This window comes from Corynebacterium sp. ED61 (genome assembly GCF_015233855.1).
Taxonomy (GTDB): domain Bacteria; phylum Actinomycetota; class Actinomycetes; order Mycobacteriales; family Mycobacteriaceae; genus Corynebacterium; species Corynebacterium dentalis.
This window is the reverse complement of record NZ_JADGIT010000001.1, coordinates 167,680-180,754: the sequence shown is the minus strand read 5'-3', so window position 1 is coordinate 180,754 and position 13,075 is coordinate 167,680. Positions and strand designations below refer to the sequence as shown.

General features: G+C 61.1%; 12 protein-coding genes. 5 read left to right on the top strand and 7 right to left on the bottom strand.

Going from position 1 to position 13,075, the window contains the following annotated elements; all coding sequences use genetic code 11:
• Positions 1–4 precede the first annotated feature (4 nt).
• Complete coding sequence (locus tag IM764_RS00790) at positions 5–1,471, top strand: nitrate/nitrite transporter (protein ID WP_370551495.1); 1,467 nt, start codon at positions 5–7, stop codon at positions 1,469–1,471.
• On the opposite strand, the gene IM764_RS00785 is transcribed toward IM764_RS00790, so the two are convergent.
• Entirely contained in the window at positions 1,392–2,687 is a 1,296-nt protein-coding gene (locus IM764_RS00785; RefSeq protein WP_194186549.1) for a hypothetical protein, read from the bottom strand. The two genes, IM764_RS00790 and IM764_RS00785, sit on opposite strands and share 80 nt — an antisense overlap.
• Positions 2,688–2,765: 78 nt before the next feature.
• Here IM764_RS00785 and IM764_RS00780 point away from each other — a divergent pair, with 78 nt between their 5' ends.
• The 3 genes from IM764_RS00780 (at position 2,766) to IM764_RS00770 (ending at position 6,037) form a co-directional block, all read left to right on the top strand.
• Entirely contained in the window at positions 2,766–3,521 is a 756-nt protein-coding gene (locus tag IM764_RS00780) for a fructosamine kinase family protein (protein WP_194186548.1), read from the top strand.
• A 118-nt stretch (positions 3,522–3,639) separates the two neighbouring features.
• Positions 3,640–5,094: a threonine synthase gene (gene thrC / locus IM764_RS00775; protein ID WP_194186547.1), complete on the top strand. Its 1,455-nt coding sequence runs from the start codon at positions 3,640–3,642 to the stop codon at positions 5,092–5,094.
• 10 nt (positions 5,095–5,104) lie between these two features.
• Positions 5,105–6,037 (top strand): 2-dehydropantoate 2-reductase, encoded by a 933-nt coding sequence (locus tag IM764_RS00770; RefSeq protein ID WP_194186546.1) that lies wholly within the window; start codon positions 5,105–5,107, stop codon positions 6,035–6,037.
• 16 nt (positions 6,038–6,053) lie between these two features.
• Here the strand turns inward: IM764_RS00770 and hchA are convergent, their stop codons facing one another.
• Both hchA and glnA read right to left on the bottom strand, forming a co-directional pair.
• Positions 6,054–6,914: a glyoxalase III HchA gene (gene hchA, locus IM764_RS00765; RefSeq protein WP_194186545.1), complete on the bottom strand. Its 861-nt coding sequence runs from the start codon at positions 6,912–6,914 to the stop codon at positions 6,054–6,056.
• A gap of 507 nt (positions 6,915–7,421) precedes the next feature.
• Positions 7,422–8,858 (bottom strand): type I glutamate--ammonia ligase, encoded by a 1,437-nt coding sequence (gene glnA, locus IM764_RS00760; RefSeq protein WP_194186544.1) that lies wholly within the window; start codon positions 8,856–8,858, stop codon positions 7,422–7,424.
• 437 nt (positions 8,859–9,295) lie between these two features.
• Here glnA and IM764_RS00755 point away from each other — a divergent pair, with 437 nt between their 5' ends.
• Positions 9,296–9,772, top strand: coding sequence for an RDD family protein (locus IM764_RS00755; RefSeq protein ID WP_194186543.1), 477 nt, complete (start codon positions 9,296–9,298; stop codon positions 9,770–9,772).
• Between the two features lie 10 nt (positions 9,773–9,782).
• Here the strand turns inward: IM764_RS00755 and IM764_RS00750 are convergent, their stop codons facing one another.
• From IM764_RS00750 to lipB, 4 genes are all read right to left on the bottom strand, one after another.
• Positions 9,783–10,442 carry a LysE family translocator gene (locus tag IM764_RS00750; RefSeq protein ID WP_194186542.1) on the bottom strand — a complete coding sequence of 220 codons (660 nt, stop codon included), beginning with the start codon at positions 10,440–10,442 and terminating at the stop codon, positions 9,783–9,785.
• Positions 10,439–11,212, bottom strand: a complete 774-nt coding sequence (locus IM764_RS00745; protein WP_194186541.1) for a DUF4191 domain-containing protein — start codon at positions 11,210–11,212, stop codon at positions 10,439–10,441. Before IM764_RS00745 ends, IM764_RS00750 begins: the two co-directional genes overlap by 4 nt.
• 99 nt (positions 11,213–11,311) lie before the next feature.
• Positions 11,312–12,355: a lipoyl synthase gene (gene lipA / locus IM764_RS00740; protein ID WP_194186540.1), complete on the bottom strand. Its 1,044-nt coding sequence runs from the start codon at positions 12,353–12,355 to the stop codon at positions 11,312–11,314.
• A gap of 10 nt (positions 12,356–12,365) precedes the next feature.
• On the bottom strand, positions 12,366–13,064 hold the full coding sequence (lipB, locus tag IM764_RS00735) for a lipoyl(octanoyl) transferase LipB (protein WP_194186539.1): 699 nt from the start codon (positions 13,062–13,064) through the stop codon (positions 12,366–12,368).
• Between the last annotated feature and the right edge of the window lie 11 nt (positions 13,065–13,075).

Sequence of the window (13,075 nt, the reverse complement as noted above, 5' to 3'; positions counted from 1 at the left end):
TAAGGTGAGCACGCAGCCAGAGAACACTCCAGGAGAAAACAAGGCTGGCGTCGAAAAGAAGACGGCCAGCCACACCACCAACGTCTCTACGCACCCGGCCAAGAAGGCCGCACAAAGGGCAGCGCAGAAGGCGTTAAGCACGCGCGGACTGATCATCTGGCTGACCGCGGTTCTGCTGTACACGATGGCGGTCACGGGCAGGACGTCTTTCGGCGTGGCCAGCGTGGAGGCGATCGAGCAGTATCATATCGACGCCACACGCCTGGCAGTCTTCGCTTCCCTCCAGCTGGGTGCCTACTCTCTGTCCCAGATCCCCGTGGGGCTGATGGTGGACAAGTTCGGCCCACGCAAGTTGCTGATCGCCGGTGCGCTGGTGATGGGAGTGGGGCAAGTCATCCTCGCATTCGGATCCAGTTACCCGGTTGCGCTGTTCGCACGCGTGCTCGTGGGCATGGGCGATGCCACGGCGTTCTCCTCGCTGATGCGGCTGATCCCCGCATGGATCCCGCTGCGCCTGGCGCCGATGCTGAGCCAGCTATCCGGAGCACTGGGGCAGTTCGGGCAATTCCTCTCGGCGGTCCCGTTCCTGGCCCTGTTGCACGCAACCAGCTGGACCACGGCGTTCTTCTCCTTGGGTGCCATGGGGCTGCTACTGGCGCTGATGGCGGCCGTGCTGATACAGGATTCGCCCGCTGCGAAGGAGACTGCGCGGAGTGACGAGGATCTCGGTGAGGAGTTCGGCGAGGAGCTCAGTGAAGAAATTCGTGAGCCGGAGCAGCAGCCGAAGCTTTCTCTGACTCACACTCTGCGGGAAGTCCTCACCAATCCCACGTGTTGGCACGGCTTCTTTGTGCACTGGACTGGTCTGGGCACACTGGTGGCCTTCACGATGCTCTGGGGCGTGCCCATCTTGACCATCGGTATGGGGCAGAGCAGCGGATACGCCGGTTTAGCTCTGACCTTGGCTACGGTGGCAACGGTGTTGGCCGGTCCTTTCGTGGGCATGCTCTCCTCGCGCATGGGGCGCAAGCGTTGGATCGCCACTGTTTCCGGAAGCAGCGTCACCATTGCTTGTTGGATCCTACTGTTCCTCCCTGTAGATCCACGTGGCGCTGCATTCGGGCTGGCGTTTGCCATCGTCATGGGCACGATGGCGCCGGTATCCAACCTCGCATTCGATTCCGTCCGCGAACAGGTGGATCGCTCGATCTTGGCCACCGGCACCGGCTTGGCCAACATGGGCGGATGGACCGCAGGCATCATCATCGCCCAAACTACGGGACTGGTGCTCAGCTGGGCTGCGCCTGATGAAGACTATGCGTGGGCTGATTTCCGCCTCGCAACAATCGCCGCTGTCGCCGTGTGGATCTGTGGCGTGATCGGAATTGTGGCTACGCGCCCACGGACGTCCGCGCGCTCGGCACGGCCGATTTCAGCGTTGCGGCGGCAGAAGTTTTCCGCAGCGTCGTAAACAGAGCCACCGCCACGGAGAAGGTCATCAGCACCATCGCCAGATTGCGCACCGTGAGCACCAAGATGGGCCATCCGCTGGAATTATGCAGGATGGACTCGTAGGTCAACGGGTAGATCACGGTGGTCAGCGCAGCCACGATCAGCGTGCTGATGCGCAACGTGCGCATCGACGTGGCTGTGCACAGGATCGAGGCCACCGCCACCAGCGGTCCCACCCACGCGATGTACTGCGGACTGAACACCTTATTGCTCACGATCAGCAAACACACCAGCAACAAAGCGAACAACACCGCAGACTGCCGAGTCCACCCACCGCGCAGGAAACGCCACAGGGCAAAGCCCAGCGCGAAAACCAGCATGCCCACCAGCACTACGCTGGCGCAGGTCATCGCGATATCCGCGCCCGGACCGGCAATTTCAAAGCTTTTCGACGAAGCATAAGACACGTCCCAGCGTTTGTCGTCGAACAGACGGGCAACCATCAACGGGGTGGCGAACACGGACTCGATCTGCAACCCGCGAACATCTTGGTAGGTGATGGGGGACAGCAGGCGATCTGGACCCCACACCACTACCGTCACCATCGCCAAGGCCACCAGCGAGATGAAATAGGAAATCAGCCGCACCCACGTGGGGCGGGACTTCGCATGGCCCACCAAAGCAGAGGCCAGCACGCCCGGCCACAGCTTCGCCAGGGTGGCGTACGCCAGAATCAAACTGGAGAGGCGCGGGTAAGTGATCAGCAGAGCCATGGTCAGTCCCACGGCCACTCCGGAATACAAGTCCAAACGCGTCAGCAAGATGGGTCCTGCTGCGCCGCTGAATAACACCCAGAACCAGGCGGCGTGGAACTCGCTGTCGGTATTGCGCTCGTGGTGCGCCGAGCCCCAACGCAAAATAAACCACAGATAGGCGCCAGAAATGATCACGCAGACCAGCGAAAATAGGAACAGAAACGCGGATTCGTTGTCCTGGGTGACTAAGTCCAATAGGCGCAGTGGCCACACTCCAGCATCCGGATATTCGCCCAATGGAACCGCTCCGCTGGGAGTGTAAATGGAGCTCGGGCCTGGGGCATGATCTGCGTGGGGATTGATGCCGTGAAAGTAGTAGCGCACATCCTCAGTGGTGGTTTTGCGCAGCGAAACGAGAGCCAGCATCAGGCCGTTGATCACGGCCCAGCTTGCCCATATCACTTTCACACTTTTCAGCACGCAGATGATCCTAACCGAACCAGCACCGTAGACCGGCCATCGAGGGGCGGAGCGTTGACGTCAGGCACACTGGGAGCCATGTCCGTTTACATCAAGCACAACCCCGGCAGATCTGGAGAGTGGGAAGCAGCGGGACTGCGATGGCTCGCCGAATGTGCCAGTGATTCCTCGCTGCGCGTGGTGGAGGTGCTCGCCCGCGAGGGTGACGATCTGTACCTGGAACGCATCACCTCTGGCCAGCCCACCCGCGAAGCTGCGGAGAAGTTCGGCAGGGGACTGGCGCGCATGCATGCCACAGGAGCAGAAGCCTTCGGCACGGGCCCCGACGGATGGGATGGCGATGGCTATCAGGGGCCCAATGACGATCTCCTCGCTCTTCCTCTCCACCCCACGCATAGTTGGGGGCAGTTCTACGCGGCGGTGTTGGAGGAGCTTGCGGAAGGGGCGTTCTCGGCGTCGAACAAAAAAGACATTGAGGCACTGCTGCGGCGACTGCGCAACGGAGATTTTGACGAAACAGCCACGCCCGCGCCGCTGCATGGCGATTTGTGGAGCGGCAACGTCATGTGGACCGCCGAGGGCGACGTGGCGCTGATTGACCCGGCCGCGCACACCGGACACCCGGAGACGGACCTGGCGGCACTGCAGATTTTCGGCACGCCCCACCTGGAGACGATCCTCGGCGCATACGCGGAACAGGCAGGGTTGGACGCGGGATGGCGCGACCGCGAACCACTGCACGAACTACAGCTGCTGTTCCTGCACGTTCGCCTATTTGGCGGTGCTTACGAGGATCAAGCGATGGCCGCGGTGCGCGCGAGCCTCCGGCTGTAGCGGGCACGCCAACACCGAGGAACACCCAGGTGCGCCCAGGCCACAGCGTGGCGAAACCCTGCCGAAAACGGCGGGCGGATGGCCCGTTCACGCGCGCGACCGGCTACGATGAACAATCGTGGACTACATTTCAACGCGCGATGCCTCCCGTACCCCAGCGACATTCACCGACATCCTGCTCGGTGGACTAGCGCCGGATGGCGGCCTGTACTTGCCCGCCGAATACCCACAGCTGGACGATGTCACTTTGACCCAGTGGCGTGGTCTGTTGGACCAGCCGGAGGGGTACGCCAAGCTGGCTGCCGAGGTGCTCAAGCTCTTTATCGACGACATCCCCGCCGAAGACATTGAAGGCATCGCCGCCCGCGCGTACACCACCGAAAAGTTCGCGAGCGAGGACATCGTTCCCGTGACGCGCCTGACCGGTGACCTGTACATCGGCCACTTGTCCGAGGGACCCACCGCGGCCTTCAAGGATATGGCGATGCAGCTGCTGGGCGAGCTGTTCGAATACGAACTGGCGCGCCGGGGCGAGACGTTGAACATTCTGGGTGCGACCAGCGGCGATACCGGTTCTTCCGCCGAGTACGCGATGCGCGGGCGCGATGGCATCCGCGTGTTCATGCTCACCCCAGCCGGGCGCATGACCCCGTTCCAGCAGGCGCAGATGTTCGGCCTCGATGACCCGAATATCTTCAACATCGCGCTGGACGGCGTGTTCGACGATTGCCAGGACGTGGTCAAGGGAGTCAGCGCTGATGCGGACTTCAAGAGCGATAACCGCATTGGCGCGGTGAACTCCATTAACTGGGCGCGCCTGATGGCGCAGATCGTGTACTACGTGTCCTGCTGGATTCGAGTGACGGAGTCCAACGAGCAGAAGGTCAGTTTCTCCGTGCCCACGGGCAACTTCGGCGATATCTGCGCTGGCCACATCGCGCGTTCCATGGGACTGCCGATCGACAAGCTGATCGTGGCCACCAACGAGAATGACGTGCTGGACGAGTTCTTCCGCACCGGCCACTACCGCGTGCGCAGCTCCGCGGAAACGCACGAGACCTCCAGCCCCTCCATGGACATCTCCCGCGCCTCCAACTTCGAGCGCTTCGTCTTCGACCTGCTGGGCCGCGACGGCGCACGCATCGCCGACTTGTTCGGAACCCAGGTCAAGCAGGGAGGGTTCAGCCTGAACGAGGATGCGGCGTTTGCGGATGCCGCCGAGAAGTTTGGGTTCCTCTCCGCCACCAGCTCGCATGCGGATCGCGTGGCGACCATCGCGGAGTGCTACAAGGACTTGGGTGTGCTCATGGATCCGCACACCGCTGATGGTGTGAAGGCCGCTCGCGAGTGGGCGGGCAAGGTGGACTCGCCGATCGTTTGCCTGGAGACCGCGCTGCCCGTGAAGTTCGCGGACACCATCAAGGAAGCCCTGGGCACCGAGCCCGAGGTTCCCGAGCGTTTCCGCGAGATCATGAATGCCGACCGTCACGTGGTGGATCTGCCCAACGACGCGGACAAAGTCAAGGAGTTCATCCTCGAGGCCATCGCGGAAACCCCGGAGATCGCTAACTAGGCTGGCAACCATGAAGATCGGATTTCTTGGTGCAGGTGCAGTAGGCGGCTACTTCGGTGGCCTGATGGCACAAGCGGGGCAGGACGTGGGGTTCGTGGCCCGCGGCGAGACCTTGGAAGTGCTGCGCTCCACGGGGTTGACGTTGATTGATCCCGACGACAACACCACCACCGTTCCCGCCACCTCCGCCGAGTCCTTCTCTGAACTGCGCGAAGCGCTGGGCGGCCTGGACGTGGTGATTGTGGCAACCAAGGCGCTGCCGGGCAATGAGACGTTCCCGGATGTTGAGGGAGTTCCGGTAGTCACCACCCACAACTCCGTGGAGGTGCCGTATCTCGCGGCGGAGCGCTTCGGAGAAAACAATGTTCTGCCTGGGGTTATTCGCGGCTACCTGACGCATCTGGGCCCGGCGAAGATCAAGCTGCACCCGGGGCCGCTGAGCCTGAACGTGGGAACGTTCGCGGGTGATTCGGCTTCGGCTGGTGACCGGGCCGCTGCCGTCGCCCGCGAGCTGACCGAGCACCTGCACGCTGCGGAAATTGGCGGGAAGTGCTTGGACGACATCTTCGTGGACGTGTGGAGCAAGGCTCTGTTTGTCACCACTACCGGTGAGCTCGGCGCGCTGGCCAACCAGCCGCTGGGATACCTGCGCACCGAGCTGCGCGGATCTTTGGAACAGCTCATGCGTGAGGTGGAGGCCGTTGCGCGCGGTAACGACGTGGCGCTGCCGGAGAACATCGTGGAGAAGACCCTCGGCTTTGTGGACCAGCAGATCTCCGAGGCCACTAGCTCCATGCAGCGGGACATCACCGCGGGCAAGCCCAATGAGCTCGACGCTCAAGTGGGTGCCATTATCCGGATGGGGCAGAAGGCTGGCGTCGAAACTCCACTACATGATCTGGTGTACGGCGCGCTCCAGGGCCGCCTTGCGGCGACCAGCTAATCGCCGCAGCTAAGCGCTATTCGCCGAACTTTTCCAGCAAAGCCAGCGCGGATTCCTTACCCAGCTGGTGGGCGGCCAAAGGGCTGTCACCCGTGAGCAGATTGCGATCACGCGTGGTGGCGCCGGTCATGTCGTCGTTCTTAATGACCACGCCTGCTTCCTGCAACGTCTCACCCAACTTCCATGGCATCTCGCCCGGCAAGTAGCCGATATCAATGTTGGCGCCGAAGTCCAAGGAATCGGGGAACGCGACGATCTCATAGCCCGCGAACAAGTTCTTCTCGGAGTTAGTGCCTGCGGCCAGCAGAGCCGCCGGGCCGTGGCACAGGGTAATGACCAGGCGGTCGTTATCCACGAAGTACTGCAAGGCTTCACCGAGCTCCGTGCTGAAGGGGATTGAGTTCATGGCACCGTGGCCACCGGGGATGAAGATGGCCGCGTAGTCATCGAGGCCATCTGCCAGCACCGCAGAAAGCTTCTGAGGGCTCCGGAAGGCTTCCTCGGTCTGCTTCCATGCTTCGGCGACAGCCTCGTCCTTGTCTGGGTAGGCCCACCACTCGAACTTGCCGGGATTGCCGGAAACGGTCGCCACATCGATGCCGTAGCCCGCCTGCTGCATGTGATGGATGGGCAGTAGGGTCTCCACGGGGTGGTTGCCGGTGGAGAAGAACTTTCCGTTCTTCATCTGCATGTAGCGTTCGTCGGTAGCGATGACGAGCACCTTCCACCGGCCACCCTGATACTTCTGATCTGTCGCTAGTCCGTCGAAGTTCGTCTTGTCCGCGGTGTACTGAGACAGTGAATAAGGGGAGGGGAAGAAGGCGTTCGCTTCTGCTGGGTCGGCGGTGGGCTGGCGATTGTCTGCAGTGTCCGTCATACTTTCTGTCACTCTGACCTTTCTGGGGAGAGTTTGGTTGTGTTCGCTTTTACTGCGCTGCGGCAGAGCTTGCCGCATGCACATCCACCGTAACGCCGGAGCGGAGAAGTTTATTGCACGCTGGTGAAAGTGGGATTTTTTGTGCGAGACGGCAGCCTTTTGGTCTTCGTCCTGATTCTTCGACGCCAAAATCCTCTCCTTTTCTACCTATATCTGACCCCTGCCTCTTATCCTCACCGCTTGCCACTCCGCGGTATGCACAATGATCCCCCGGAAGTGCCACCGCTTCTGCAAAACCCCAGGTCAGATTTTTCGGGTGGCACTTCCGGGGGATCGTTGTGCAAAAGGCCTGCATGCACGCAAAAGGCCGGTGGAAACAATGTTTCCACCGGCCTTTCATCTGCAAGTTGTCAGCCAGCTGCGGCTAGCTAACAACCAACCAGCCGGTCCAACGAACCAACCAGCCAGCCGTCTAACAAACCAACCAACCAACTACAAGACTGCCGTTTAGCAGTCGTAGTACAGCTCGAACTCCTGCGGGGTTGGGCGCAGGCGGTTCGGGGAGATCTCAGCATCGTACTTGTAGCCGATGTATGCGTCGATCAGGTCGTCGGTGAACACGCCACCCTCGGTGAGGAACTCGTGATCTTCTTCCAGTGCCTTCAGGGATGCCTCGAGGGAGGTTGGTGCCTGAGGGATGGACTTTGCTTCCTCTGGAGGCAGCTCGTAGAGGTCCTTGTCCACTGGAGCGTGTGGCTCGATGCGGTTCTTGATGCCGTCCAGACCGGCCAGCATCATGGCAGCGAAGCCGAAGTATGGGTTGCCGGATGGGTCCGGAGCGCGGAACTCCAGGCGCTTGGCCTTCGGGTTGGAGCCGGTGATTGGGATACGCACGGCTGCGGAGCGGTTGCGCTGGGAGTAAACGAGGTTGATTGGAGCCTCGAAGCCTGGCACCAGGCGGTGGTAGGAGTTCAGGGTTGGGTTGGTGAACGCCAACACTGCGCCTGCGTGCTCCAGGATGCCGCCTATGTAGTAGCGAGCCATGTCGGAGAGTCCGGCGTAGCCGTTCTCGTCGTGGAACAGTGGCTTGCCGTCCTTCCACAGGGACTGGTGGGCGTGCATGCCGGAGCCGTTGTCGCCTGCCAGTGGCTTTGGCATGAAGGTGGCGGATACGCCGTTCTGCCATGCAGTGTTCTTGATGATGTACTTGAAGGACTGCAGGTCATCAGCTGCGTGCAGCAGCGTGTTGAACTTATAGTTGATCTCCTGCTGGCCGCCGGTGCCTACCTCATGGTGTGCGCGCTCCAGGTCGAAGCCCGCGTTGCCCAGGTTGCGGCACATTTCGTCGCGCAGATCCTGGTAGTGGTCGTATGGGGCGGTAGGGAAGTAGCCGCCTTTTGGACGGGTCTTGTAGCCCAGGTTTGGGGTGCCGTCGAGGTCGGTTTCGGCACCGCGGTTCCACCAGCCCTCTTCGGACTCAACCTCGTAGAAGGCCTGGTTCATCTCGGTGGAGTAGCGAACGTTGTTGAAGAGGTAAAACTCTGCCTCTGCACCGAAGAAGCAGGTGTCGGCGATTCCGGTGGAGTTCAGGTACTGCTCTGCCTTGCGGGCAACATTGCGTGGGTCGCGGGAGAATGGCTCGCGGGTGAAGGGGTCGTGGACGAAGAACTTCATGTTCAGCGTCTTGGCCTTGCGGAATGGATCGATTTTCGCGGTAGCGAGATCCGGGAGCAGGTTCATGTCGGACTCTTCGATGGAGGTGAATCCACGGATGGAAGAGCCGTCGAAGGCCATTCCGTCCTCGATTGCATCTTCGTCGAATGCGTGAGCGGCGATGGTGAAGTGCTGCTCTTGGCCTGGCACATCGGTGAAGCGGATGTCGACGAATTCAACGTCGTTGTCCTTGATGTACTTAACGACTTCTTCAGGAGTCTTGAATGACACTGTCTTAATTCCGTTCCTTGCGGTGGGATACTTTGCTACGAGTCGAGCCGAAAGCGGAGCTTCGGCGTCTCATTGGATCTAGTCTAGGGAACTTACGTTTCTCTATGGTCAACCCAATGTTTCGCCTTTGTTAACTTGTTGCCGTCTCACTTGCGATCTTGGCAGAGCGCGGCTCGACTTTTGGCCATATCTCACGCCAAACTTTCGCAGTTGCGAATCGTCGTACGCGAAACACTAGGTACAACCTTATAAGTTTTTCGTGAGTTCTGTGAGTGGGAGGGTGCCCTCGCTCACATGTGGCGCGCGATGTGGTGTGCATCGTTGTGCTTTTTCCTGACGCCAAGTTCGCCCTTCATCCCACCCCACACCATCCTTTTGCTGGGAGGAGGGCCTAAAATTAGGCAGAAGTTCTGCCTGCGATTAGTGTCTAAATCATCATGAATGAGAAGCGCTCTTGGCTGGAAGGCCCGCTGGTACCGGGCGAAAACGAGGATCCCACTAATCTCTCTGCCTACGCGGGCGAGAACTTGGGACTGCCCCAAAGTGGACCCGGTTCCCTGTCGGGATTGTTCCCGCGCATGGCCGCGCTGCTCATCGACTGGCTGCTCTGTTACGCCATGGCGGCATTCATCAATACGATGACGGACTCGTTGGGGGATAACGCGTTCCTCACGTTGGGGCTGTTTGTTCTTCTGCGCATCGTGACCGTCTTGCTGTTCGCGCAGTCCCCAGGCCACGCGATCATGGGCATCGGCGTGGCACGCGTGGACGAGCCGAACCAGCGAGTGGGCATTGTCCGCGCCGCATTCCGCGCGTTCCTCACCATCTTCTTGCTGCCACCGGTGATTCAGGACACTGACGGGCGCGGTATGCACGATCGCGCCACCGGCACCGCCGTCATCCGCACTCGCTAACTTTTAAGCGCTAGAGCAGCGCCGAGCCGCCCACAATCAGAAGCGTCACGCCGGCGATGCTGAAGAAAGCACCTGCCGCGAGGTCGATATACGGCCCAGCTCCGAGGAGCTTGCGTCGCATAGTGGAGGTGGACACGGACAAAGCGATGGTGGAGAAGATCACTAGAGATTCCATCACCACGGCCACCACGATCATCGCCACAGTCCACCACGGCGCGCCCACCGGCAGGATCGGCGCCATGATGGCGCTGAAGTAAAGAATCACCTTGGGGTTGGACAGATTAGTGGCAAAGCCCTGCGCAAACGCCGCCCGAACAGACCCCAGTTGTGAGCTGACGTCAATGTCTGGATGGACGCCAGCATGGCGTCGGCGCCAAGAAAACTCGCGCCACCCCGCGCGCACCAAGGACTGGGCCATGAACAACAACCACAGCCCGCCTGCCACCTGAATCCAGCCCAGCAGCCACGGGTAGCGGCCCAGCAGGGTCGCAGCGCCCAAGGCCGTGAGCAGCACCCAGCCCGTCAGGCACAGGTGAGAGCCCAGCACCGCCGCAATGGCATGACGCCGCGAACGGGATGCCAGGCGCAGCACCAAAAACAAATCTGGCCCCGGCGTGAGAATCCCGCCGAGGTTCAGCAGTAATAAGGTGCCGAGGAGTTGCCAGATCAACCGCGCTTGCCGCGATTAGCAGCGCGGCGCGCACGGCGGTTCATGCCCGCCACCTGGCCGCCCTTTGGCAGAGGACCCTTCGGCATCGCGTTGGCAGGGTTGTTCAAACGCGTGATGGAAGAGATCTTGTGCTCGAGGCCATCGACCTCGTTCTTCTTGATGTTGCGCGGAAGCCGCATCAGGTGGTTCTGCAGCTTCTTGACAGGCACTTGGCCTTCTTCGTCACCCACCACCACGTCATAAATCGGGGTCTTGCCCACGATGCGCGCCAAACGACGACGCTCCTGCGCCATCATCGGCTTCAGGCGGTGCGGCGTGCCCTCGCCCACGAGTACCACGCCGGGGGTGCCCACCACGCGGTGCACGGCGTCCATGTGGGAGTTCGTGGCCACGCCCGTTTCCGTCTTCCATTTCATTCCGACGCCATCGCGCAGGTTGGACAGAGCCCATGCTGCGGCACCGGATTCTCCCTCGATCTGGTCATACACACCAGCCTGGAGACGACGGGTGAAGATGAACAGAGCCGCTGCCACACCCAGGATGATGCCGACGATGAGGTTCAGCCACCACCAGCCGAAAACGAGGGAGAGTAGCAGCAGAAGGATCACGGGGATCAGGAACGCCAGCAGCATGTACGGGATGAGCTTATTATCCCGCTTGCGCTGCAGCTGGAATGCCTGCCACATCTGGGAACGGGTTTCTTTGCCCCGTGCCCGCTTCGCGGCCTTTTCGGCCTTCTTATTTTCCTTCTCGCGGATATCCTTCGCCATGCCCTTAACAATAGGCCATGGGCGAGACAGTGAAAAAGGCCAGGGTCGGCGATTCCCTGGCCTTCGTGCTGGCCGCAGCAACTACGGCCGAAAATTCAACTATCGCGCAGCGACAGGAGTTTCCTTGGACGCGCCGTACTTATTCAGCAGGCTGGATGCCTCCTGGGAGGTGGTGCCGTCCAGCGTCTTTTCCAAGTGACTGAGGTTCTCCGGGATCTGCTCGCTGCGGGCCTGCTTGGCCTGAGCGTACAGACGGCCCGCGCGGTAGGAAGAACGCACCAACGGGCCGGACATGACGGCGTTGATGCCGGCATCGTAGGCGGCCTCGGAGTGCTCCAAGAACTCCTCCGGTTTGACCCACCGTTCAATGGGGTGGTGCATCGCGGTGGGGCGCAGGTACTGGGTGATCGTCAGGATGTCCGTGCCGGCTTCAGCCAGGTCAGCGATGGTGCTGCGGACTTCCTCGGCGGTCTCGCCCATGCCCAGGATCAGGTTGGACTTGGTCACCAGGCCGTAATCGTGGGCGGCCTTGATGACTTCGAGGGAGCGCTCGTAGCGGAACGCCGGGCGGATGCGTTTGAAGATGCGGGGAACCGTCTCCAGGTTGTGCGCGAACACCTCGGGCTGGGAATCGAAGACGATCTTCAGCAAGTCCGGCTTGCCGGAGAAGTCAGGCGTGAGATTCTCCACACCGGTGTGCGGGTTGATCTCGTGGATCTTGCGCACCACTTCCGCATACAGCCATGCGCCTTCGTCATCCAGGTCATCGCGCGTCACGCCGGTGATCGTGGCGTAGTTCAACCCCATCTCCGCGATGGACTCCGCCACACGACGTGGCTCATCGCGATCCAGAGGGGATGGGCGGCCAGACTTGATCTGGCAGAAGTCACAACGGCGTGAACAGGTATCGCCACCGATGAGGAAGGACGCCTCGCGGTCCTCCCAACACTCGTGGATGTTCGGACATCCTGCTTCCTGGCACACCGTGTGCAGGCCAGCGCCAGACACTCGGTTCTTCATGTCCCGGTACTCGGGCCCCATCTTCGCTGTCGTACGAATCCACCGAGGTTTTGCCTCGATTGGGGTCTGAGAGTTCTTTGCTTCAATGCGAAGCATCCGTCGTCCATCAGCACTCACACTCATGGGCACCACCCTACGCTCCAGGCACAGGAAGGTCACCGTTGAGTGCATCGATAATGTTGCGTTCCAAGTCCTTTTCCACTTGCTCCACCGTGACCTCGCGGCCCAGCTCTGCGCTCAAGGACGTCACACCCGCATCGGAGATGCCACACGGCACGATGTTCTCGTAACACTCAAACGTGTTATTGCAGTTCAGCGATACTCCGTGCATCGTCACGCCACGGGTGATGCGGATACCGATGGCCGCGATCTTGCGTGCGGGCTTGAGCTCGCCGTCCACCACTCCCGCAGAAAGCCACACGCCCGAACGGCCTTCCACGCGGCCTGCGCCGTGAACACCAGCAGCCTCGCACGTAGCGATGAGAGCCTGCTCCATGCGTCGAACGTAATCAACCACGTCCACGGGATCGGCCAGCTGGATGATTGGGTAGGCCACCAACTGACCTGGCCCATGCCACGTGATGCGGCCGCCGCGGTCAACATCCACCACCGGAAGGCCGTTGGTGGGGCGATCCTCCGGCTCCGTGCGCTTGCCTGCCGTGTAGGTGGAGGGATGCTGCAGCATCAGCACGGTATCGGCGATCTCGCCGTCCGCGCGCTGCTTGGCCAGCTCCGCCTGATTGGTCCAGGTCTCGGAATAATCGACCTCGCCGAGATAAGAAACGTCAATGCCCTCCGCGGAATTGCGGATACTACCGTGCTGGAATCCCATGCAATCGATAG

What these genes read in the sequence shown, in the direction of transcription:
- lipB (WP_194186539.1), bottom strand. Translation starts at nt 13,064, where the DNA reads ATGGGATTCCAGCACGGTAGTATCCGCAATTCCGCGGAGGGCATTGAC.
- IM764_RS00780 (WP_194186548.1), top strand. Translation starts at nt 2,766, where the DNA reads ATGTCCGTTTACATCAAGCACAACCCCGGCAGATCTGGAGAGTGGGAA.
- lipA (WP_194186540.1), bottom strand. Translation starts at nt 12,355, where the DNA reads ATGAGTGTGAGTGCTGATGGACGACGGATGCTTCGCATTGAAGCAAAG.
- IM764_RS00745 (WP_194186541.1), bottom strand. Translation starts at nt 11,212, where the DNA reads ATGGCGAAGGATATCCGCGAGAAGGAAAATAAGAAGGCCGAAAAGGCC.
- IM764_RS00755 (WP_194186543.1), top strand. Translation starts at nt 9,296, where the DNA reads ATGAATGAGAAGCGCTCTTGGCTGGAAGGCCCGCTGGTACCGGGCGAA.
- IM764_RS00770 (WP_194186546.1), top strand. Translation starts at nt 5,105, where the DNA reads ATGAAGATCGGATTTCTTGGTGCAGGTGCAGTAGGCGGCTACTTCGGT.
- hchA (WP_194186545.1), bottom strand. Translation starts at nt 6,914, where the DNA reads ATGACGGACACTGCAGACAATCGCCAGCCCACCGCCGACCCAGCAGAA.